Origin of the sequence: Streptomyces fulvorobeus, from assembly GCF_013167895.1 — a bacterium.
GTDB classification, from domain to species: Bacteria; Actinomycetota; Actinomycetes; order Streptomycetales; family Streptomycetaceae; genus Streptomyces; species Streptomyces fulvorobeus.
On sequence record NZ_BLWC01000001.1, the window covers coordinates 6,188,137 to 6,210,495 of the forward strand.

Below are 22,359 nucleotides of genomic sequence, written 5' to 3' on the forward strand. Positions count from 1 at the left end.
CCCCGGCCCTGTGACCAGAAGCTGCAGAGTGGACGGGCTTCCGCGGAACCTGCGATGCGTTTGCCGTTTCCTGTGGCGCGTTGTACGGGACAGGGGCGCTGTGGCTGCGGGATGCTGAGGCGATGGACGCTCAGGAGCGGGAAATACCCACCGTGGGGGTGGAGGAGGAGTACTTCCTCGTGGACCCGGTAACGCGGTCGGTGGTATCCGCCGGCCCGCGGGTGGTGGCGCGTGCAGTCTTGGAGGTGGGGGACCTGGTCTCGGAAGAGTTCACCGGGTACCAGATCGAGGTCAAGACGCGCCCATGTACGACGATGGGGGAGCTGCGGGCTGAGCTGGTCCGTGTGCGGGCGGCCGCGGTCTCGGCGGCCGGGCAGGAGGGCCTGCGGCTGTGTGCCTCGGGCACCCCAGTCACCGCGCCCGTTGACCAGGCGCCCGATGTGGGTGACCATCCCCGCTACCGGGCGGGACTCAAGCAGTACCGTGCCATGCTCGACGACTTCGACATCAGCGCCTTCCACGCCCATGTGTACCTTCCCGACCGGGAGCAGGCCGTGCTGGCGGGCAACCACCTGCGCCCCTGGTTGCCCCTGCTGGTGGCGCTGAGCGCCAACTCCCCCTTCCATCACGGCATCGACACCGGCTATGCCAGCTGGCGGTCGGTGATCCGCTCCCGCTTCCCCTGCCTGGGCCCTCCGCCCTATGCCAGGTCGCTGGCCCATCACGAACAGCTGGCCGCCGCGATGGCCGCCTCCGAGGCGATGCTGAACGCCGGCATGCCGTACTGGGACATCCGCCCCCATCCGCACCTGCCGACCCTGGAAGTACGCTCCATGGACGTCCTGACGGACGTCGACGACACGGTCGCGCTCACCGCGCTGATCAGGGCCACAGTGGTGACGGTCGCCCACCGGGTCGAGGAAGGCGACCGGGGACCGCAGGTGTGCAGCGAGCTGCTGCGCGCCGCGTACTGGCGCGCGGCCCGCGACGGCTGGACCGGCAGCGGCATCGACGTCCTGACCGCAACACCCATGTCGTTCGCAGACCAGGCGGCACAGCTCGTCGCCTACGTGCGCCCGGTACTGGAGCGGTACAACGACCTGGACCTGGTCAAGACATTCCTGGCACGGCTGAACACCCGGGGCTCCGGCGCCGACCTCCAGCATTCCTGGAACGGTACGCAAGCGGGCCTGCACGCAGTCGTGGACGGCCTCATCCAGGCTACGACCTCTCCCAGCATCAAAGGTACGGAGCCCCTCACAGTGCAGTGAGAGCTCCTGCAGCAGGCCCTCTCGTGGGAAGACTCTGACGGCACATCCGGCGGTCGGACGGTGCCCACCGCCTGACCGGCGTTCAACGAACCTTCTGGTACGCGCGGTGCTCCTGGTGCCTCAGGCGTCCTTGCCTCGGTGCTGTTGCAGGCGAACCGGCCCTGCGGCACCGCCTACTGCCCGGCGAAGTTGGCCCCCCTCCACCACTGCGGTCCCCCTCCACCCCAGCCGGCCCCCCCGTGACCGCCTGCCAGCTCCCTCTGCCCCTCGGCTTCTCCTTCACGCTCCTGCTTTTCCTCGACAACCACCGACCGGAAAGACAGCGCACAGAGGACCTCGCGCCACTGACACGGGCAGGGCGCGTGCGTATCGGCCGCGCACGATGTTGACGTCCCGGGCCCGAACCTCCCGCGAGTAAGGGTCCCCGCCTACGCCGTCAGCGCCTCCTCGAAGTGGGCGTACGCCTCCTCGCCCAAGAGCACGAACCGGACCTCGGTGACCGGAGGGAGCACAGCCTCGCGGACCGTGCGCACGGCGATCCGCGCCCCGTCGTCGAGCGGCCAACCGTAAATGCCCGTCGAGATCGCCGGAAAGGCAACCGTCCGTGCTCCCAGTGCCGACGCCACCCGCAGGGACTCCCGGTAGCAGGAGGCCAGCAACGCGGAACGGTCCTCCGTGCCCGACCAGACCGGGCCCACGGTGTGGACGACGTGCTCCGCGTGCAGGCGGCCGGCCGTCGTCGCCACCGCCTGGCCGGTCGCCAGCCCTTTGCCGTAGCGCGAAGCTCGCAGGCCACGGCAGGCGGCGAGGATCTCGGGCCCCCCGCACCGGTGGATTGCACCGTCCACCCCACCGCCGCCGAGAAGTGAGGAGTTGGCGGCGTTGACCAGGACGTCGGCGTACTGCTCGGTGATATCCCCGCGTACGAGGGTGATCGTCGCTCGTGTCGTCATACCAACGGGAGCCTAGCCACCGGACGAGAGGTACAGCGCCGACTTCATGCCTGCACACACAGTGCTCGACGAACCCCGCGTCGTCGTCCTGCAACGCGGTGCCGACCAGGACTTCCGCGGCCTCGTCCTCTGCTGAGCGTCTACGCAGAGCTCGCTCCAACGTCTCAACCACCACGCCGCGAGACTCAGCGGAGCGCATCTCGGGGCTACCTGCCGTGGACCCTTGCGGTAGGGCGAGACGAATGTTGAGTCGGGCTCCGCTTCGGCGGGTCTGTCAGGACGCGAACTGACCTCCACCCGCTTCAAGCCGACTCACCCCGGCCCCGGAGGGCCACCTCGCTCCAGGAACTGACCTTCACCGGGTCGGTGTCGGGTGCGCTGTGCCGCTCAGCCCAGTTCTGCAGGGCCGTGCGGCACGCGTGGTCGAGGTGCTGCAGCCCTGACAAGTCCACCACGATCGGCCGGTCTTGTGGAAGGGCCTCCAAGCTGTCGAGTATCTTCGGCAGCCGCAGGAACGTCGCATTGCCCGACAGGTACACCTGGATCGGACCGGCGCCTTTGTCTATGACCTCTGTCTTCAGGTGCGATACCTCCCAAGCAGTCTTTATCACCGCCAGAGCCAGACCGATGAGCACGCCCTCGAACATGTTCACGGCCACGATCGACACAGCCGTGACCATCAAAATCAGCGCCTCACCTTTGGATCCCCGCCACAACCCGGTGATCTGACGGAACGGGATCAGCTTCCAGCCCGCGTGCACCAGGATGCCGGCGAGGGCGGGCAGCGGGATCAGAGCCAGCGTGGAGGGCAGCGCGACTGCGAACAGCAGTAGCCACACGCCGTGCAGGACACGGGATGCCTTGGTCCTCGCGCCCGCGTTGACGTTGGCGGAGCTGCGCACGATCACTGCGGTCATCGGCAGCGCTCCGAGCAGGCCGCACACCGTATTGCCCGCGCCCTGGGCGACCATCTCCTTGTCGTACTGGGTGCGTGGACCGTCGTGCAGCCGGTCCACTGCGGCCGCGCTGAACAGCGACTCGGCGGAGGCGATCAGCGCGAACGCGATGATCGTTCCCCAGATGGCCGGGCCGGCGAGTGCACCGAAGGCATCGGCGCCGGGCGGCTGGATGACGCCGAGCAGCCCCTCCACCTCGACGGTGGCAACGGGCAGGCTCAAGGCGAGCGAGGCGACCGTGGCCAGCAGGATCGCAGCGAGGGCGCCGGGCACAACCTGCACCTTTTTCGGCATTTCCTTCCACAGTCGGATGACCGCGATGGTCCCCGCGCCGATCGCAAGTGAGGCGAGCGCTTCGGTGCTGCCGAAGGCGTCGCCGAACACCCCGGGTATACCGACGATCTTGCCGATGCCGGTTTCCGGGGCCTTCAGACCTGCCGCCGCGTATATCTGCCCGGCGATGATCACCATGCCGATGCCGCAGAGCATGCCCTCGACGACAGAGACGGATATGGCCCGGAACCAGCGGCCGATCCTGAGGAAGCCCATGGCCAGCTGTAATAGTCCGGACATCAGCACGATCACGCCGAGCGCGGCCACTCCGAACTCGCTGACCGCCTCGAATACCAGCACGGTCATGCCTGCGGCCGGCCCCGACACCTGGAGGCTGCTGCCAGGCAGAAAGCCGGTGACCAGGCCCCCCACGATGCCGGTGACCAGGCCCAGCTCCGGGGGACTCCGGAGGCTGCCGCCACGCCGACGCATAGCGGCACGGCGACCAGGAAGACGACGATGGAGGCAGCGAAGTCCTGCCGCATGTAGGGGAGCTTCGTCATCGCAACCAGCCCCTTCACAGCGCCTCGAAGGTGTCGGACTCCGCGCGATTTTGGCGCACGACCCCGGTGTGCACCTCGTAGTACCACCCGTGCAGCCGGAGTTGGCCCGCCCGCAGGCGGGGCTCGATACACGGGTAGGAGCGCAGCCGCAGCAGTTGCGTCCGGACGTGGTTCTGTACGGCCTCGGCGACCGTCGGATCCGCGGGGTCGGAACACTTGGGTTCCTCGGCGGCGTGCCTGAGCCAGTCGCGCACGGCGGGTACGGCGTTCAGGTCGTCGCCGCGTACCAGCGCGCCGACGGCGCCGCAGTGGGAGTGGCCGCAGACCACGATGTGCTGGACCCCGAGGACTTGCACGGCGTACTCGATGGTGGCCGCCTCCCCGGTGGGAGCCCCGGAACCGTAAGGGGGGACGATGTTGCCTGCCGTGCGCAGCTCGAAGAGCTGGCCGGGGCGGGCACCCGTGATCAGGGCCGGGACGACCCTGGAATCGGCGCAGGTGATGAACAGAACCTCAGGGGACTGGCCTTCGGCCAGCTCGGCGAACTCATCAGAGCGCTGTCCGAACGTGCGGGCGTTGTCGATGAGGGGCTGCATATGCAGTGACTCCTTCTGGCGCGCGGTGGGGAGCGCGTCGGGCCTACAGCGGAACTTCTGAAGTGCCGCCGGGCAGGGGGCTGTCGAGATCTCGATGTGCGGAGGCGTGCGGTAGGGGGTGTCCCTGACCCGCCCGCCCTCGATGTCTCTGTCCCAGGTAAGGACGGTGGGGCGCGGAGCTGGCGGCGGTGGGGTACGCGGCACGCGTGGGCGGGACACCGGCGGGGTCACCCTGGTGACTGGCGTCGTGACAGGTAACGAGCTCGCCGCTCGGCGTTTTCCCGGAGGGTCTGGTACCGGATCGGCTTTTGGCCACGGTGTGAGGAACTGCGTGCGCGGGTGCGCAGGGCGGGAAGAGCTGGCGGTCGAGTGGAACGCCGACGAGGCCAGAAAGCGCGGCACGTAGCGCCACACCTCGGAACATGAGCTACTCCCCGGGCAGTTCACGTCTCTAGAGACTGCCATTGCTTGGTCAACGATCCGCCAAGAAACATAATAACCATGCAAAATTTTATGGAGAGTCGACTTGAGGGCATTGACATGAAGAGAGCCTCAAATTGCGTCTTGAGTGGCGAGAACCTGCCCTTGACCTGTCGGGAGATCGTCCTCTATCCCGGTCTCGGCCAGGAGGCTCGATGAGCCGGAGGTCTTGAAGGTGACGGAGACCTCCGGTGCGGTGGGAAATGTTCGGAAACGCACCGCACGGAAGTCCAGCCTGACCCAAGGCCCTCATGGGCCTGCCCCTCTCCGTACTCGTCACCGTGATGCCCACCGCCTGCGCTACCGCAGCGGATCTCGCAGTGCACGGTGTCTACGCCAGGCCCGTGCCCTCCCGTCGTGCGGACCCCGCCTTGGGTCACCGAAGCTTTCCTTGGCGACGTTGCGCCCAATGTGCCTGTTTCCGAACCTGCTGGGCTTTATTGCCATGGTTGAGAAGCGTTGATGGCCCTGGGTACGGACTCTGTCGGCGTCCGAGAGGGGCGATCGGGCTGACGAGAGCTGCTCCTTGGATGGGTGACCTGGTGGAGGTGGGCCCCCGTGCCTGGGTTCGGTGAAAGGAGGGGCGCGCCGATCGGTGAGGCTGTCTTGGCAGGGCTGTATGAGATTCGGTGTCGTGCGCCTATGCGCCCCTAGTCGGGTCATAGACATGGCCTTTGCGGTGGCTTGATGCTCGTTGCCCGCGTCACACGAACTCAGTGGAGGAAATCATGTCTGTCATACCGTCGCAGCTGCGCCGGGCAGTCACAGCCACGTCAGCGACGCTCGGTCTCGGCCTCTCCGGTGTCATCGCCATTCCCACTGCCGCCCAGGCTGCCCCCGTGGGCATCGTCTGTGCCGTCGGATCGCAGACGACCAACTACAGCCCCCCGCTGACCAATGCCCCACGACAAACGACGGCGGCCTCTACGGAGAACTACGGCTGCACATCCCTGTTCACCGGAGTCAGCAGCGCCACGGGCACCCACACTGCGACCAGCGAGCAAAGCTGCCTGCTCACGGTAGTACCGCCCACCAACACCAGCACCCGTACCTACACCTGGAACACCGGCCAGAGCAGCACCATCACCTTCGTCTCCTCCACCGTCGTCACCGCAGCAGACGGCACGACCACCATCACCTCGCTCGGCTCGGTGACCACAGGTCTCGGTCAAGGCAGCGCGGCCGTCCGCGTAGTGGTCCAGCCCCAGCTCAGCCTGACCGCCTGCGCCACCACGGGCCTGAACACCGTCAACGGAATCGCCACCTTGAACATTCTTCCCTGACACGCCGCGCGGCAGGGGCGACGTGCCCCTGCCGCGCTACCGATCCGTGGATTGACGTGAGGGAGCAAGGCGGCCGCGCGTCCCGCCCACAGGACCTCCTTGAGGGCTGTGCTGGCCGGGGAGCCGTGGTTGGCCAGTTGAGCGTTCAGTCGTCCACCCGGCGTTTCGGCTCAAGCACCGCCATCACGAACCAGAAGCCCCGGTGGCTGTTCCGGCGTCGGTGTTCTGCCCAGGCCGGCCTGCCGTGATGAGGTAGTAGTCGAGGATACGTTGCTCGTAGGCGTGCAGAAAGTTCCGCGGCCAGGTCCCCGGGGCCCACCACTGGCTGAGCCAGAGGTCCCATCCCGGCCAGACATGCGGCCCGATCGACGCGACGCGCACATCTGTGAATCCGGTCTCCGTGAACGCATCTGCGAGCACCTTCACCGGCCGCGCGATGTCCAGGCCACTGGCGTACGTATCCAGCAGCCGCGCGAGTTCCTGCGGCCGACCGGGCGCGTCGTCGACGGTGAAGAAGCTGGCGACAGCCACCCGGCCACCCGGTCGCAACACCCTCCACGTCTCTGCTGCGAAGGCGCCGAGATCCGGGAAGTGCTGTGCGGCCTCCACGCTGATGACAGCGTCGAACTTACCGTCTTCCAGAGGCATGCTCTCCGCAGCCCCCTGGACGAACCGCAGCCGTACCGGCTGCTCCCGCAGCAGGTCGGCATGCGCGCTGCGCGCCCGTCGCAGTTGCTCCGGATGAATGTCCATGCCGGTGACCGTGGCAGAGCCGTATCTCTGCAAGGTCACCACGCATCCCATGCCGAGGCCGCAGCCCACTTCCAGAACTCTCGGCCCTCGCGGTAGCCCGGAGGAGTCCAGAACATGACGGTAGAGATACTCCTGGCTGCGGATCCGCTCCACCTCGCTGAGCGGCAGGCTCAGGTCCACGGCTTGCCAGTACCCGAAGTTGAGAAAGCCCCCGGCGAAGATCCGATTGCCGCTGAGATCAGCCGGACCGTACGTCTCCTGTACCACGGGTCGCATGGCGGGACCAACCCGCTGAGCACCGTCCGACACTGTGCCGCACCTCCTGAAAGCGCCTCCACCGCGTAGTCGTACGCGGTTCCTCACGATGCTGTGCCGTCCGTGCGGGCTACTCGTCTCGACCGTGAAAGCGCCGCGCACGGCAGACGGGGACGAGCAAGGCCGAGAACCGATCGTGACTGTTTCGTCAGCCCCGTCCCACGCGGATCGCTATCCAGGGCCATCAGCTGGGTGCGCCCGCGTTCTATCCCGCAGCCACATGCCACCGGCTGATCGCCGACCACCACAGGCCCGGCCCTCAGCACGGCCCCAGAATCACCGGGGAACGCCGACACCGATGCCAACTCCTCGAACGCCACCGGCATGGCAGCATCCGCGCCCCTGCTGAACCGCCTGCCCCGACGGATCGAGGAACACCGCCCCGTACCCGCTCGAACGATCCCCGGCCACTCGCCCGGGCCTGGCCCCTCCTCTGCTGATCACCTGCGTCAGCCCACCTGCTTCTGCCGAGGGGCGCCGCTGTTTTCAGGATTTCTGGCACAAACGAGTGCTGTATCAGCTAACAACCGACGCACCCGTGTCACCCCATCGTCCTCAGTCGCCGTCTTCCTGCTCGCCCACCGTCAGCATCCCTCCGAGTGTCTCGGAGGGGTTGTCCCCGCCGCTATGCATGCCAGGGGAGCAGGGTCGGCTCGTGCGATGTGCTCCAGAACCGGCCGGGCTCGTGCGCCGCACCGGCCCGGTACAGCGGGCCCCCGTCGGCTGCCAGGAGCTCCCCGAAGCGTCGTGTCACCCCTTCGGCGGACGCCCGAGCCACGCGGCGCCTTCCGGCCGTTTACCGCCAAGGACGCGACGTCCCGCCGTCCACACCTCCATGATGGCTCTCGCACCGGCCAGCCCGCCCCACCGAGAGGACACCCCGTGCGCCGCATCACCTTGCTCCTCGCCACCATCAGCTTCACCGCAGCAGCTTCGCTTGGCCTCGCGGGCACAGCCTCCGCAGCGCCCAGCCCCGTGACCCCGATCCGCTGCCTCCTCGGGGCGGAAACATCCTCATCACCGCCGGGGTCGTGCCCGTCTGCAAGGGCGGCACGTACGACGGCGCTCCCTTGATCCTCACCTGAGCCCGCCGACAGCCGGCGCGTCCGGTGCCCATTGAACGGTCGTGTGACGTGCGGGTTTACCCGGCGGGGATCGGTGCGGAGGCAACGTTGGGCGCCCACCCGCCTGGCGTCCTCCCGGCCCGTCCGGGACGGGGACACCGGCTTATTCGTGGTGTCCGTCAGTCAGTTGCGGTCGATGATCTGTACGCAGGCCATGCGGGAACTGCCCTTGTAGCGCGCGCGTGATTTGCCGTCGTCCATCAGCCGCCCCGGGGATGACCGAGGCGACGACCTGGCCGTTACGGCGGCGAGCGGTGGTTGTGTAGGTCAGGCCACCCGGCCCAGGGATGTGCACTGTGGCGCGCGTGCGGTTCCGGGGTGGGTTGGTCCAGCAGGTCTACGCCGTGGCCGGGTTGGCGCTGCCCGTTTCCCCGGTGGGGGAGATGCAGCGTCGGACCGCCTCCGGAGCAGCGGAAGGCCGGGCTCTGGTGCCTTCTTTTCGGGCCCCCGCCGCGTTCGGTGGGCGCCGGCTATCGTGGAGTCCACCGAGACGAGTCAGTCGACGTCGCCTGCCGCATCGGCTGTCGCCTGGACGGCCTGGAGCATCGGGTCGAACGTTCCGTCCACCGCCCGTCTGCGGAAACGGGTACGGAGCGTGGCCCTCGGGCCGTATCGCTCGCAGCACGTGCCGCCATGCGCCCCCGATGCGGAACTTCCACACGATCCCGTCCAGGACTCTGCGGTCGTCCAGCCGCTTCCGCCGCCGCAACGACGCAGGCAGCAACGGCCGGACGAACTGCCACTCGGCGTAGGACAGCTCATGGCGACGTAACACGACACCGTGATCCACCGGCGATGATCATGTGAAGACACCGGCTAGGACAATCAGGCGAACGATGCGGGTCCTCACTCCCGGATCAGCGCCATCGTCAAAGCGCCGACGTCAGCGGCGTCCCCGCAGTCGACCGAACAGGCGGCGAGCCTGGTCGCGCTTGCGCGGGTCGGCTGCGGCACGTCGGGCCGACGTGAGCGCCCGCTGCCCCTGAGGGCTGCGGGTGAACTGCGTGAGGCGGGCAATCAGGCCGGACATGGTTCCTCCTTGAGACGGTATGCCCTCCGCCTACCCCACAGAGGCAGGGGAATGCCCAGGCATCGCTTCGCGCCGGTCTGGCGCGGTACCGCCACCATAACTGCGGATGCAACGTGCACCCATGAGGGCACGCCAAGCCACCTCGCTCACCTCGCACTTCTCGCGCGGTAGCGCACGCCTCCCTCTCCGAGAGACAGCCGTGTCTCAGCCGACCTCAATTCCGCCGCCGACCCCTTACCCCGACGTGATGTCCGTGTTGAGTATTCTCGCGAGACGTTGGCGGAGTGGCTCTCTTCGGAAGGTCGAAACCAAGGAGTTCAGCGAGCCTTCGGGGACTGCCCATGCTCCAGAGCCTCCAGTGCTGCCGCCGTGCCGTCGAGTGTGTGCCCTTTCCCAGCAGTGTGACGTCTACCTGAAGTCGGTCGAGATGATCATGCGGATACCGCCCAACACGCCCTTCGCACAGTGATGGCGGAACGAGGTCCTCGTTCGCGGTAGAAGCGGAGAGTAGGGACACTGATGCCGGCTTCCGCGGCGGCTTCTGAGGCGCGGTATTCGCATGGGCGCTCGTCCGCGAGGTGGTCGGCGGGCTCACCATCACTCTTGTGTCCTGCTTCCAGTGGGCGCGGGCCGCGCATGCGGCGAGGTTCAAGATCTGTGCGTAGAGGCTGACGCCGGTACGGTCCGCCCCGGACGATCGACCGCAACATCCCGAGCCGGAGCGCACAGCGAGTAGGAAGCGACGGGCTTCTCCCTCGCGCGTGAGTGCGGTCCGCTTCCCAGCGGCCTCGGTGCGACTGTCACTGTCGGAGCTGCGCGGGCCTCGCGCCGGGCGACTCGCGCCCGCGCCGATCGACAGGTTCGACGGTCCGGTGCCGCCGGATCGTCTCGTGCCGCGCGGGGGCCTGCCGTCCGCGGCGTTCGCGGTTGACGCGGCTCGGGCTGCCCGTCGCCCACGGCGGTGTCTCGGCGCCCGAGCCGGTTCACGCCGCAGGCTGGGGCCTGCGGGCATGGACGCGCGCTTACGGGAGGACGATGTCGCGGCCGGGTCCGCCTTCGAGGGCGTCCTTTCCGGTGCCTCCGTAGACGAGGTCGTCGCCGCCTTCGCCGTCCAGTGTGTCGTTGCCGGGGCCGCCGAGGATGATGTCGCGGCCGTCCCCGCCCATGGCGTGGTCGTCGCCGAGGCCGGCGTGCACGGTGTCGTCACCGCCGTAGCCCTCGATCATGTCGTTCCCCCGGCCGCCCCACATCTGCTGGTTGCTGTTGTCACCCATCAGGTGGTCCATGCCGTCGCCGCCGAGCAGCGCGGCGGGTCCCATGATCATGTCGTTCCCCGCGTCGCCCAGCACCGTGCGTGCGGTGTGGGCGTGCAGTTCGTCGTCGCCGGGGCCGCCGCTGACGGTGCCGATCCCGGGAGTGAAGGCGGCGGCCGTGTCGTTGCCGTCGCCGAGGAAGACGTCGATCCTGTCGCGCCGGGGGCTGTCGACGGGCAGTTCGCAGACGACGGAGGTGGTGTCCTCAGCTCTGGAGTACGCACAGTGATCGCCCGGTTCGAGCGGGACCACGTCGCTGAAGCCGATCCGTCGGATCCCGTCGCTGGTGTACATGGAGAATATGTTGAGGTCGTTGGCCTGCCCTGCGGCGGCGGTGAAGACGATCGACTGAGTCGCCCAGTCGGCTCCGACACGGGCCTTCGCCTCGTTGGCAGTCGCGTCGGATGCCGGGCCGACGGCGAGGCCGGCGCTGAACAGGGTCACGGCGACCGCGCTGACGGCGGCTCGGTTTCGCTTCATGAGACCTCATCTCGGTGGACTGACGGTGGACCGACCTGCTTGGCCTGTACTGCCGGGGGCAGGGCGGACCCGGTCGTGAAGACTGTCTCCTTCGGTGGTCCGGATCTGCAAGACCGCAAATTGACGTGGCGTCATGGTGAGCCGGAGTTCCTCCGGATGTGATGGTTGGGCTTCCTCGGTCAGGCCGGTTCCCGGTGTCGCCGTGGCAGGGTCCGCCAGCTCGATCCTGGTGCAGCGAATCCGACTCCCGGCTCACGGCAGATTCCCTGCTCGCGGCCGACCTCCGTAATGAACTCCGTTTGCTTCATTGACATCTCACTCAGAAGTCCTACCGTTGGGAGCGCTCCCATAACAGCCCCGCAACTGGAAGGAGTTCCCCCCAATGCGCAAACAGAGTCCCTTAACCGGGCGTTCGCGGTCGGCCTTCCGCCGGCCTCTCCAGGCGCTCGTCATGCTGTTCGCCGTGGTTGTCGGCGCACTGACCTGGTCGGCCCCCGCTCAGGCTCACGGCACCATCGTCGGCCCCGCCACCCGCGCGTACCAGTGCTGGAAGACGTGGGGCAGCAACCACACCAACCCGGCCATGCAGACCACGGACCCCATGTGTTGGCAGGCGTTCCAGGCCAATCCTGACACCATGTGGAACTGGATGAGCGCGCTCCGCGAAAGCCTCGGGGGCCAGTTCCAGGCGCGGACCCCCGACGGGACGCTCTGCAGCAACAACCTCTCCAGGAACGCCAGCCTGAACAAGCCCGGGCTGTGGAAGACCACCAACGTCGGCAACAACTTCTCGGTGCACCTGTACGACCAGGCGTCCCACGGTGCCGACTACTTCAAGGTCTACGTGAGCAAGCAGGGCTTCAACCCCAAGACCCAGAACCTGGGCTGGGGCAACCTCGACTTCATCACGCAGACCGGCCGCTTCGCCCCGGCGCAGGACATCACGTTCCCCGTCCAGACCTCCGGTTACACCGGACACCACGTCGTGTTCGTGATCTGGCAGGCTTCGCACCTCGACCAGACCTACATGTGGTGCAGCGACGTGAACTTCGGCTGACCCGGAGAGCGCCGGACACGGCACCGACCTCGACAGGGCGCCGGTAACCCGCCGCCCGGCGCCGACCGAGCTCCGTCGGGGCAGGGGACCCCTGTGGTCACCCGGCCCCGACGGAGCTTCCCGCGCTTCTGGGCCGGTATCGAGAGTGGGTCCTGAGCGATGATTGATCATGGTTCATGGGGCGTGGTGGTCTCACGGACGAGGAGTGGGCGGTGCTGGAGCCGTTGTCGCCGAAGGGGCGAAGGCGGGTCGGCCGCCCCTCTGTCCTCGGCGGCGACTGATCGACGGCATACGGTTCCGGGTCCGGACTGGTGCTTTGTGGTGGGGCGTTCCTGTTGAGTACGGGCTGTGGGACCGGGACTGCGACCCGTTCCGTCGGTGACAGTGGGACGGTATCCGGTAGCGAGTCCTCACTCGCCTGCAGTCGTGAGGGCTCTGCTCACGCGGGTCTCCTCTGAGGGCAGCCCCCACACAATCTTCGGCAGGGTGTGTTGCGCTCCCGCGGTGAGCACCGAGAGGCCGTGGGACGACCAGCCTCGCACGCCGTGTCCGCGCTCGCGTGCATTCGGGGGTGATGTGTTCAGGCGTATACGTCAGAACGCGGTCCGCTGGTCGTCGCTGTCGCGGCGCAGTCGGTCGGTGTGGCGGGTGACCGTGTCGACGCGGTTGGCCAGGCCGGGGTGGTCGGTCGTCAGGTGCTTGTGGGCGTCGGTCAGCGGGGCGATGAGGTTGGCCGCGTCGTTGTCGGCGAGGGCGGCGGCGAGCCGGGTGGTCGAGTTGTCGGGGAGATCGCTCAGAGCGGTGATCTGGCCGGCGAGCTGGCGCAGGTCGGCCGCGTTGTCCCGCGCCCATGTGGTGATGGTGCGGTCAGCGGCGCGGTGGTTGCGGGTGGCTTGTACGCGTTGTTCGCCGGTGGCGCCGGGAACTCCGGGGCGTACGCGCAGGTAACGGCGTTCGGCCGCCTGCCGGCTCGCCACACCGAGGGGATGGGCGAGGTCGGCCCAGCTGGTGCCGGCCGCGCGGGCGGCTTCGATCAACCCCGGCTCCCATCCGGCCAGCTGGTCGCGCACTTCGCGCAGGAGAAGCAGAGCAGCCAGAACCTGCTCGGATTCCACTTGCCCGTTCTCCGTGTCCGGTTTGTGTGCCGCCGTCCGAGCGGTCCGAACGGCCTCATCGATAGTGGCCAGCGCTTTCACGGCCGCAGCGAAGGGGATGGGCTCGCCGGGCGAGGGCGAGGGCGAGGGGCTCATGGAGACTCCTTAAGATGTCGCCCTTCGGACGACATCGAGCTTGTCATCGTTTGGATGACATCCAACAACGGTCTCAGACGAAGCGCATTGGCAGTTTCTGCCTGACCAGTGGAGGTGTTTCGCAATGTTGATGCGCACTGACCCGTTCCGTGAACTCGACCGCCTCGCTCAGCAGCTCACGAGGGCTTCCGGTACCTGGTCCACGCCGTCGGCGATGCCGATGGACGCCTACCGTGAGGGCGAGGAGTACGTGATCGCCCTCGACCTGCCCGGCGTCGCGAAGGACGCGATCGACATCGACGTCGAGCGCAACATGCTCACCGTCAAGGCTGAGCGCCGTCCCGTCACGACTGGCGAGGACGTGCAGGTGGAGCTCTCCGAGCGGCCGCTGGGCGTGTTCTCCCGCCAGCTGGTCCTGGGCGACACACTGGACACGGAGCGCATCAGGGCTGACTACGACGCGGGGGTGCTGACCCTGCGGATCTCGATCGCCGAGCGAGCCAAGCCCCGCAAGATCGCCATCGGTAGGGAGCCCGCCCGCCGGCAGATCGTCACCTGAGCCGGGCCGTACTCACCTGCCCCGCGGGACTGGGGTGGCGAAGCTCTTCCCCGCAGGCATCTCGTCAGAGCGCGGGACGGGTGCGGCAGGTGAACTCCGGGCCAGGTCCGACCTCGCCCCCGACGCTTGGGCGGCAGCCATTCAACCGGGGCGCGGATCATTCCTCGGAGCGGTCCGCGTTGCGGTGCACACCGGAGCAGTCGCCAAGCGGATGTCCACGGGATGCCAGGACTGTCTTCTGCCAACCCGGGCACACGTAACTCAATGAGCTCTCCCCAAGATCAGCAGCGCGGCTTCCGGCCCTCGCCTGGCCACAGCACCAGCCGCCCGCCGAGAAAGGCATTCCACAGATGCTCTCCCTGCGTGAACCGACCGGCACCACATCGGGCGTGACGTTCCACCAGATGCTGGAAAAGATCAGGTACGAGGGCGCGTACCCCACGCGTGAACGAGCCGAGACCGTCACCCACGCCGTGCTGTCCGGCCTCGGCCGGCAGCTGAGCGGGGACGCACGGGCCGACCTCGCCGCCCGGCTGCCCGCCGAGGCCGCCCTCATCCTCACCGCCCAGGTCCCTGACCCCGAACCGCTCACCAGCTGGGCCTTCGTCAAGGACCTCGCCGCTCGCACGGGTGGCACTCCCGCCACCGCGCGCTGGGACACCGGAGCTGTCCTCGCCACGGTCGGGCACCTCGCCGGAGCTGACCTCCTCGACCGTGTCCTTGCCCAACTGCCCTCCGGATACGCTCTGCTGTTCGGCCGTGCGGAGCTCATCCAGGCGGCGTGAACGGCTCACCCGAAGCAGTGTCCTCGGAGAGCGATGCCGCCGCCGAGGAGGAGGAGTGACCGCGGCAGGGCCTCGGGCGCCGACGCCCGAGGCCCTGCCGCAGCCGTGGGCAGTGGCCGGTCACCGCCCCGGCCGGCGAAGAAGCGGGCCCGCGTGCTGACCTCCGGTCATTCTGCGGAGGCATGACTGCTCGCTCCTCCTGAGCGGACGCCGTGGAATCTTGATGGTGCAGGTCGCGGCTACTATCACGACATCACCCACGCGTCACTCGAAAGGTACTTTGCACGATGGACCACGACGCTCGTCTGTTCCTTCTCCCCGACCGCTACCCCCGGGTGGGAGCGGCCCTGGGCGCGGTCGGTGCTCTGGCGTGTACGGAAACGCCCGCCGTGCACGGGTGGCTGCAAGCTCATGGATTCTCCGCTGCCTCGGAGGAGGTCAGGATCCTTCCCGCCGACGCGGAGGCACTCATTCCGGAAGACGCGGAGAGCCTGCCCGTTCCGTTGAGCGAGGAGGAGGCGTCGCGGGTGCACCGGGAGTGCGCTCCGAAGCCCGTCGCGGAGCTGGAAGCCGACCTCCGCGATTTTCGGGAGACGACCCGGGAGTGGGAAGCTCTCGTGCACCGCGCGCTGACCGCCGGCATCCCCGCGCCGCGCATCGCCCAGCTCACCGGCCTCTCCCCGCAGGAGATCAGTGGTCTGATCCAATCGCAGCCCTCGGTCTCAGCCGACGCCTAGGCAGACCTCGGCCCACGAGTCGCGCAGCGACGTTTGATGGTGATGAGCGAACTGTGGTGACCTGCGACGCCGGGACGTCAGCGGGCGTGCGGCTGGTAGGGCCGTCGCCACCGTCGCGCGGTGCACTCCCGACGGAACGGCGCGCACTCCTCGAAGGGGCGCCGTTCCATCGGGCACTCGACCGACCGCGCCGGATTTGGCCGCGGCGCCCGCCGACACGGTCCGCACGCACGATGTCCAGGCCCGAGGTTCCGTCGGGGGCCGGACTGGATCAGGCCGCCGGGGAGGGTGCCAGCAGGTCCGCGGGGATTCCGCCCTTGTCAGGGGCGTAGAAGTTCCTGATCTCGGTTTCCCAGACGTCCACCCCGACCCTGTCGGCGTCATCGGGCCCGAGGGCCTGGAAGAGGGCTTGGATGTTCGGCAGCTCGAAGCCGACCCCCCTCAGCATGTCGGTGAACACCGGTCGTGTGACGGTCCCGCTGCGGTCCAGGTCACCGAGGCGTGCGAAGCCGGCCGCGAACTCGTGGATCGCCTCTGTGAAGCGCTCGGGCGACAGGACGCATGCCTGGTACTCGTCGTAGGTGATCTTCCCGTCGTGACGGGTGTCGAGTTCGCCGGCCAGCGTGTTCCAGAAGCGCGTGAAGCCGGCTCGCATGGCCTGCTTCCGTGCTTCGTCGGCTCCGGGCACGGCCGCGGCGACCCGGCTGCTCATCAGATCGAAGTCATCGGAATCCAGGACCCCGTTGCCGTTGGCGTCGAGCAAGGTGAAAACGAGTTTCACACGGTTGACCGCTTCACTACGCATGGGCTCTTACCTTTCGTTGGTCCAGGATGAGGGGACGCCGCGCCGTACGGGCGCCCCGGTACGGCGGCTGCCGCCGAGCCGTCGGCAGGGGCGGTGACACACCGTGAGGAACGGGCGAAGCCGTGTCCTCGGCGACCCGGTCGGCCTTCGTGCTGTCACTATGCGGCTGCGGAGTCCGGTGGCCCGGGGAGAAAGCCGGCTTGTCAACAGAATGAGTGAAGATGGCGCCGATCCTGCATGGACCGGCCTCGTCGCCGCCCCTCGACAGCCCGTCCCGCACCTCCTCGGGGGCGGCCACGGCCTGGCCTCCGTCGTTTCGGCCGCCGTTGGAGGCCACCTGCCACGTGCCCGACCCGGCCCTGGCCGTGCTCCTCACAGCGCGCCCTCTCCGCCGACATGACAGGAGCCGGTGGGAACCGGCGTGCACGGCGCATTGAGCGGACCGGTAGCACCCCGTTCGGTCTCCGCACGCCCTACCGGCGGTCGTGGGCCGCCCTCAATGATGAGCAGACCGCAGGAAAACCGAGCGACTCCGCACTCCTGCCTCCGGGCGTGGTGGATATGCGGGGAAGGAGCCCACGTTGTTACTCCTCATCTCCCCGGACAGCGTCGAGGAGGCCCTCGACTGCGTGAAGGCGGCGGAACATCTTGACATCGTGGATGTCAAGAAGCCCGACGAGGGCTCCCTCGGCGCGAACTTCCCCTGGGTCATCAGAGAGATCCGCGACGCGGTCCCCGCGGACAAGCCGGTGTCCGCCACCGTGGGGGACGTGCCGTACAAGCCCGGCACAGTGGCCCAGGCGGCACTGGGCGCGGTCGTCTCCGGAGCCACCTACATCAAGGTCGGCCTCTACGGATGCACGACACCCGACCAGGCCGTCGATGTCATGCGAGGGGTCGTCCGGGCGGTGAAGGATTATCGGCCGGACGCCTTCGTCGTCGCTTCGGGCTACGCCGATGCCCACCGGATCGGCTGTGTCAACCCGCTCGCACTGCCCGACATCGCTCTGCGCTCCGGCTCCGACGCGGCGATGCTCGACACCGCGGTGAAGGACGGGACAGCGCTGTTCGACCACGTTTCGCCCGAGGCGTGCGCGGAGTTCGTGCGGCGGACTCACGAAGCCGGTCTGCTCGCCGCCCTCGCGGGCAGCGTGAAGGTGGGGGACCTCGGTGTGCTGACCCGCATCGGCACGGACATCGTGGGGGTGCGCGGGGCGGTCTGCGAGAGGGGCGACCGCAACACCGGAAGGATCCGGCCGCAGCTGGTCGCCGCCTTCCGTACGGAGATGGACCGGCACGCCCGAGAGCACACGGCTGCCGTCACCGCGGCGAGCTGATCGCCGGCCATGGCCACGCACCGGTCCCACCAGGTGCCCGTGCTCGTCGGCAAGCGCTTCGCCGTCGTCGATCCGGCAACCGGCGAGCCATTCGACGAGGCTCCCGACCAGCACCCGGATGAGCTGGACGCCGTCGTCGGCCGGGCCCACGCGGCCTGGCACACCTGGCGGGCCGACCCCGGCGCCCGCACCACCGCGTTACTCGGGGCAGCCGACGCCGTGGAGGTGGCCGGGGCGGACCTCGCCCCCTTGCTCACCCGTGAACAGGGCAAACCCCTGGCCGAGTCGTACCAGGAGATCGCCCGCACGGCGGCCCGCCTGCGCTACTTCGCCGAACTGACTGCCCCGCAGTCCCAGCCGATCACGGACGGCCGGCCGGTACGCGGTGAGGTCCGCTGGCGCCCGCTCGGCCCCGTCGCCGCGATCATCCCGTGGAACTTCCCCCTCCAGCTGGCGTCGGCGAAATTCGCACCCGCGCTCGCCGCAGGCAACACGATGGTTCTCAAGCCCTCCCCCTTCACACCCCTCGCCACACGGCTGCTGGGATCCGTCGTCGCAGCCGCCCTGCCCGACGACGTACTGACGATCGTCACCGGTCACGAACCCCTCGGCGCCCGCCTCGCATCCCACCCGGGGATCCGCCACGTGACCTTCACCGGTTCGATTACCACCGGACAGGCCGTCGCGCGGGGGCGGCGGCCTCACTCGCCCGCGTCACCCTGGAACTGGGCGGCAACGACGCGGCGATCCTGCTGGAGGACGTGGAAGTGGAGCGGATCGCGGACCGGCTGTTCTGGGCGGCGTTCCGCAACTGCGGGCAGGTCTGCATGGCCGTCAAACGCGTCTACGCCCCGGCCAGGCTCTACTCCCACGTGGTCGAGGCCCTCGCCCAGCGCGCGAAGGCCGTCGTCGTCGGAGCCGGCCTAGACCCGGATACGCAGCTGGGGCCGGTCAACAACGCCCCACAACTGGGCCGGGTCGAGAGCTACACGGCGCAGGCCGTGGCAGAGGGCGCCCGAGTCGTGGCCGGGGGCCGCCGACTGGACCGGCCGGGCTACTTCTTCGCCCCGACGATCCTGGCAGACGTCCCGCCCGACAGCCCGGTGGTGACGGAGGAGCAGTTCGGCCCCGTCGTACCGGTGCTGCCGTACGGGAGCCTCGACGAAGCCGTCGAAGCGGCCAACGGCACCAACTTCGGGCTGGGCGGCTCGGTGTGGGGCTCCGACCTGGACCGGGCCGAGGCGGTGGCCGAGCGGCTGGAGTGCGGAACGGCATGGATCAACCACCATGCCGAACTGTCCCTCGCCCAGCCTTTCGCGGGCTCCAAAAGGAGCGGGGTCGGTGTCGCGGGCGGTTCCTGGGGGCTCTACGGCAACCTCAGACCCTTCGTCGTGCACCGCCCGCAGGAGGAGGCATGACCATGAGGTTCAGCGCGGCGGTACTGCGTTCGTACGAGAGCCGGTTCGCCGTCGAGGAGGTGCGCCTGAACACGGGACCGGCCGATGGCGAGATCCTGGTCAAGATCGCTGGGTGCGGGATGTGCCGGACCGATCTAGCGGTCCGACGCTCGGCGGGCCGCTCACCCCTGCCGGCGGTGCTCGGCCATGAAGGTGCCGGGGTCGTGGTGGAGACGGGCGGCCCGCACACCGGTCTGCGCGGCGGTGACCACGTCGTGCTGAGCTTCGACTCCTGCGGGCACTGCCGCAACTGCATGGACGCCGCCCCCGCCTACTGCGACTCCTTCGCCTTCCTCAACCTGTTCGGAGGGCGCAAGGAGAACGCTGCGCGCTTCACCGACATGGCCGGGGACGAACTGGCCCCCCGGTGGTTCGGCCAGTCCTCGTTCGCCGAGTACGCGGTGGTCCCGGCCCGCAACGCCGTGCGGGTCGATCCCTCGCTCCCCATCGAGCTGCTCGGTCCGCTCGGCTGCGGGTTCCTCACCGGCGCCGGAGCGGTCCTCAACTCCTTCGCCGCCCGGCCCGGTGACACCCTCGCCGTCTTCGGCGCGGGGGCGGTGGGCCTGGCCGCGGTGATGGCGGCCACCGCCTCCGGAGCGGTGACCGTGGCCGTCGACCGGCACCCCGGACGGCTGGCCCTCGCCGAACGCTTCGGCGCGATCCCGCTCCACGCCGCGACACCTGACCTGCCCGGCCGCATCCGGCGACTGACCGACGGCGGCGCGTGCTACGCGCTGGACACCACGGCCTCCGTCCAACTGATCAACGACGCGCTCCGGGCTCTGCGCCCGACCGGCCATCTCGGACTGGTGGCACGGCTCCACACCACGTTGCCGCTCGAACCGGGGACGCTGGACCGGGGGAGACGGATCTCCCACATCTGCGAGGGGGACGCGGTACCGGGACTCCTGGTTCCGCGGTTGACCGGGCTGTGGCAGGCCGGGAGGTTTCCGTTCGATGAGCTCATCCAGACCTATCCGCTCGCCGACATCAACGAGGCCGAACGCGACTGCGAAGCGGGCCGTGTGGTCAAACCCGTCGTGATTCCGGAAGGGAGGATGCTCTGACCGACGCCTCCAACGTCCGCTGCCAGAAGCCTTGCTGCTCATAGGCTCTCGTCTGGCCCGGTTGCCCCTGATGACACCGCCTGGACGCGGTGTCGTGTGGCCAGAGGGCTGTGAGCCCTCGGGTACCCCTCGGGAACACGAAGTCCTGAGCGGTGATGGCGGACGTCCACCCTCGGTCCGTCAGTCCCATCCCTCGCTGTTCGTGGCCCCCCATTCGCCAACGGAGGAAACGTGGTCGGCACAACGCATCACAACACCGGTCTGGAAGGCGTGGAAGGCGTGGAAGGAGGTGTAGGGGTGACCGCTCTCCTGGTCGCCGCGGCACGGGCGATCGAGAGCCACCGCCACGACACCCTGGTACGGGACGTCTACGCGGAGCACTTCGTGCGCGCCGCATCGGCGTCCGCCGGCTGGCCTGTGCGCATTCAAGAGGTCGCGGACGGGGACGCGAATCCCCTGTGGGGACGGTTCGCACGATACTTCGGCCTGCGGACGAGAGTTCTCGACGACTTTCTCCTCCGGTCGGTGCACACGAGCAGTGCCCGTCAAGTGGTGCTGCTAGGAGCCGGGTTGGACTCACGCGCCTTTCGGCTCGACTGGCCTCCCGGGTGTGTGGTCTTCGAGATCGACAGGAAAGGAGTGCTGGCCTTCAAGCACGAGGTGCTCGACGGGCTGTCGGCCACCCCGAAGGCAGTGCGCGTAACCATCCCGATCGACCTCCGCGCCGACTGGGCCGCAGCACTCGCCGACGCCGGCTTCGATACGACCGCACCGAGCGTCTGGCTTGCCGAGGGGTTGCTGTTCTACCTGCCGGCCGTCGCCGAGACGCACCTCATCGACATGGTGGACCGGTTGAGCACGGCGGGGAGCGCTCTGGCGTTCGAGGTCAAGCTCGAGAAGGACTTGCTGGAGTACCGCGACAGCCCGCTCTACACCTCGACGGCACAGCAGATCGGCATCGACCTCCTCGACCTGTTCAACAGGGAACCGCGGCCCGACTCCGCGGGTGACCTGGCGGGCAAGGGCTGGTCCACATCCGTCCACGTCCCCTTCGACTTCACCCGCCGGCACGGACGCGGCCCGCTGCCCGAGCAGAACGACGCCCTGGAGGGCAACCGGTGGGTGTTTGCGAACAAGCCCTGACCTTGTCGTTTAACGTCGGCGTGAGATGAGTCGAGCGAGTGACTCTGTGGGCCAGCAGAGCCATTCGAGAAGAGGGCTGGTGACCACGAACCAGTGGACGCTGATTCGGCCCTGCTTTTTGTCCAGGATCAGTGGGGCTTCATCCCGGTAGACGTAACGGAGGTATCGGCGACGGATCGGCGCTCCGGCTGTCAGCAGCACTGGCGAGATGGCAAGGATGGCCACCGGGACCAGGGCTCTTGCTGTGATGAGCTTCGCTTTCTCCTCGTAGCGCATCTGCTCAGTGTGCTGATGCTCGACGTCGTCTGTCAGCCTGCCCTGCGGGGTTTGGTGCCGATCCTTTGGTGGGCGGGTCGGCTGTATGCCTCGCCGGTGGCAAGGACTCTGCCCACGTCATGGCGGGTGGCTTGGCGGTGGTTCTTCGAACCCGGAGGGCGGCCTGGTCCGGGCCGGGACGGTTTCGGTGTACCGGCTGGCGACCCGGTCTTCGCGTGCAGGTATCTGAAGCCTCTGCGGACGCGGGCGGGTGTCAGTCTGTTCGGTTCGGCCGGCTTCTCCCAAGGGGAGCTCGGTGCCGTCGGCTCCGGAGACGAAGGTGTCGGGCTCGCGCCAGGCGGTGGCGACACGCTGGATACCGGCATCGCGGATGAGCTGGGCGCAGGGCCGGGGCCGTGAGGCGCGCTTCGCGCACGGCTCCAGGGAGCTGTAGACCGTTCGCGCCCGCCAGGCGCGGCTCTGCCGAAGCGGTACGAGGCCGAACACGACTGGTTCA

At 68.5% G+C, this 22,359-nt stretch carries 17 protein-coding genes and 4 pseudogenes; 10 read left to right on the forward strand and 11 right to left on the reverse strand.

Annotated elements, in window-relative coordinates; all coding sequences use genetic code 11:
• The first annotated feature begins 122 nt into the window (after window positions 1–122).
• Entirely contained in the window at window positions 123–1,271 is a 1,149-nt protein-coding gene (locus Sfulv_RS28050; RefSeq protein ID WP_173317222.1) for a carboxylate-amine ligase, read from the forward strand.
• A gap of 428 nt (window positions 1,272–1,699) precedes the next feature.
• Here Sfulv_RS28050 and Sfulv_RS28055 read toward each other — a convergent pair whose 3' ends face one another.
• The 3 genes and pseudogenes from Sfulv_RS28055 to Sfulv_RS28065 all read right to left on the reverse strand — a co-directional run bounded on the left by Sfulv_RS28055 (window position 1,700) and on the right by Sfulv_RS28065 (window position 4,612).
• Window positions 1,700–2,224, reverse strand: a complete 525-nt coding sequence (locus tag Sfulv_RS28055) for an O-acetyl-ADP-ribose deacetylase (protein WP_173317223.1) — start codon at window positions 2,222–2,224, stop codon at window positions 1,700–1,702.
• 302 nt (window positions 2,225–2,526) lie between these two features.
• A pseudogene (locus tag Sfulv_RS28060) lies at window positions 2,527–4,016 on the reverse strand (SulP family inorganic anion transporter).
• Window positions 4,017–4,030: 14 nt separating this feature from the next.
• A complete protein-coding gene (locus Sfulv_RS28065) occupies window positions 4,031–4,612 on the reverse strand; it encodes a carbonic anhydrase (protein WP_173317224.1) in 582 nt (193 codons plus the stop codon).
• A gap of 1,208 nt (window positions 4,613–5,820) precedes the next feature.
• Between Sfulv_RS28065 and Sfulv_RS28070 the strand changes: the two genes are divergently transcribed.
• Complete coding sequence (locus Sfulv_RS28070) at window positions 5,821–6,375, forward strand: hypothetical protein (RefSeq protein WP_173317225.1); 555 nt, start codon at window positions 5,821–5,823, stop codon at window positions 6,373–6,375.
• Between the two features lie 183 nt (window positions 6,376–6,558).
• Here Sfulv_RS28070 and Sfulv_RS28075 read toward each other — a convergent pair whose 3' ends face one another.
• From Sfulv_RS28075 to Sfulv_RS31310, 4 genes are all read right to left on the reverse strand, one after another.
• Window positions 6,559–7,404, reverse strand: a complete 846-nt coding sequence (locus Sfulv_RS28075; RefSeq protein WP_173317226.1) for a class I SAM-dependent methyltransferase — start codon at window positions 7,402–7,404, stop codon at window positions 6,559–6,561.
• A 1,500-nt stretch (window positions 7,405–8,904) separates the two neighbouring features.
• Complete coding sequence (locus tag Sfulv_RS31640; RefSeq protein WP_173317227.1) at window positions 8,905–9,357, reverse strand: transposase; 453 nt, start codon at window positions 9,355–9,357, stop codon at window positions 8,905–8,907.
• 93 nt (window positions 9,358–9,450) lie between these two features.
• A complete protein-coding gene (locus Sfulv_RS28085) occupies window positions 9,451–9,597 on the reverse strand; it encodes a hypothetical protein (RefSeq protein ID WP_173317228.1) in 147 nt (48 codons plus the stop codon).
• Between the two features lie 1,022 nt (window positions 9,598–10,619).
• The gene (locus Sfulv_RS31310; protein ID WP_173317229.1) at window positions 10,620–11,390 is read right to left on the reverse strand and encodes a calcium-binding protein; all 771 of its coding nucleotides are present in this window, start codon (window positions 11,388–11,390) and stop codon (window positions 10,620–10,622) included.
• A 382-nt stretch (window positions 11,391–11,772) separates the two neighbouring features.
• Between Sfulv_RS31310 and Sfulv_RS28095 the strand changes: the two genes are divergently transcribed.
• Complete coding sequence (locus tag Sfulv_RS28095; protein WP_486388587.1) at window positions 11,773–12,447, forward strand: lytic polysaccharide monooxygenase auxiliary activity family 9 protein; 675 nt, start codon at window positions 11,773–11,775, stop codon at window positions 12,445–12,447.
• Between the two features lie 593 nt (window positions 12,448–13,040).
• Here the strand turns inward: Sfulv_RS28095 and Sfulv_RS28100 are convergent.
• Window positions 13,041–13,697 carry a type III effector protein gene (locus tag Sfulv_RS28100; RefSeq protein WP_173317231.1) on the reverse strand — a complete coding sequence of 219 codons (657 nt, stop codon included), beginning with the start codon at window positions 13,695–13,697 and terminating at the stop codon, window positions 13,041–13,043.
• A 124-nt stretch (window positions 13,698–13,821) separates the two neighbouring features.
• On the opposite strand from Sfulv_RS28100, the gene Sfulv_RS28105 reads away from it, so the two are divergent.
• The 3 genes from Sfulv_RS28105 (at window position 13,822) to Sfulv_RS28115 (ending at window position 15,778) form a co-directional block, all read left to right on the forward strand.
• Window positions 13,822–14,256: an Hsp20/alpha crystallin family protein gene (locus Sfulv_RS28105; protein WP_173317232.1), complete on the forward strand. Its 435-nt coding sequence runs from the start codon at window positions 13,822–13,824 to the stop codon at window positions 14,254–14,256.
• A 350-nt stretch (window positions 14,257–14,606) separates the two neighbouring features.
• A complete protein-coding gene (locus Sfulv_RS28110) occupies window positions 14,607–15,041 on the forward strand; it encodes a DUF2267 domain-containing protein (protein ID WP_173317233.1) in 435 nt (144 codons plus the stop codon).
• A gap of 287 nt (window positions 15,042–15,328) precedes the next feature.
• Window positions 15,329–15,778, forward strand: a complete 450-nt coding sequence (locus Sfulv_RS28115) for a DUF6003 family protein (protein WP_173317234.1) — start codon at window positions 15,329–15,331, stop codon at window positions 15,776–15,778.
• 271 nt (window positions 15,779–16,049) lie between these two features.
• Here Sfulv_RS28115 and Sfulv_RS28120 read toward each other — a convergent pair whose 3' ends face one another.
• Complete coding sequence (locus Sfulv_RS28120; protein ID WP_173317235.1) at window positions 16,050–16,583, reverse strand: EF-hand domain-containing protein; 534 nt, start codon at window positions 16,581–16,583, stop codon at window positions 16,050–16,052.
• 581 nt (window positions 16,584–17,164) lie between these two features.
• Here Sfulv_RS28120 and Sfulv_RS28125 point away from each other — a divergent pair.
• The 4 genes and pseudogenes from Sfulv_RS28125 to Sfulv_RS28140 all read left to right on the forward strand — a co-directional run bounded on the left by Sfulv_RS28125 (window position 17,165) and on the right by Sfulv_RS28140 (window position 21,587).
• On the forward strand, window positions 17,165–17,920 hold the full coding sequence (locus Sfulv_RS28125; protein WP_173317236.1) for a (5-formylfuran-3-yl)methyl phosphate synthase: 756 nt from the start codon (window positions 17,165–17,167) through the stop codon (window positions 17,918–17,920).
• Between the two features lie 9 nt (window positions 17,921–17,929).
• Window positions 17,930–19,338 (forward strand): annotated as a pseudogene (locus tag Sfulv_RS28130) (aldehyde dehydrogenase family protein).
• 2 nt (window positions 19,339–19,340) lie between these two features.
• Window positions 19,341–20,444 carry an NAD(P)-dependent alcohol dehydrogenase gene (locus Sfulv_RS28135; protein ID WP_173318286.1) on the forward strand — a complete coding sequence of 368 codons (1,104 nt, stop codon included), beginning with the start codon at window positions 19,341–19,343 and terminating at the stop codon, window positions 20,442–20,444.
• Window positions 20,445–20,675: 231 nt separating this feature from the next.
• Window positions 20,676–21,587 carry a class I SAM-dependent methyltransferase gene (locus tag Sfulv_RS28140; protein WP_173317237.1) on the forward strand — a complete coding sequence of 304 codons (912 nt, stop codon included), beginning with the start codon at window positions 20,676–20,678 and terminating at the stop codon, window positions 21,585–21,587.
• Between the two features lie 308 nt (window positions 21,588–21,895).
• Here Sfulv_RS28140 and Sfulv_RS30885 read toward each other — a convergent pair.
• Together Sfulv_RS30885 and Sfulv_RS30890 are read right to left on the reverse strand one after the other, a co-directional pair.
• Window positions 21,896–22,150 (reverse strand): annotated as a pseudogene (locus Sfulv_RS30885) (NF041680 family putative transposase); the annotation flags it as partial.
• Between the two features lie 7 nt (window positions 22,151–22,157).
• Window positions 22,158–22,323: pseudogene (locus Sfulv_RS30890) on the reverse strand (cytidine/deoxycytidylate deaminase family protein); the annotation flags it as partial.
• Window positions 22,324–22,359: the final 36 nt, after the last annotated feature.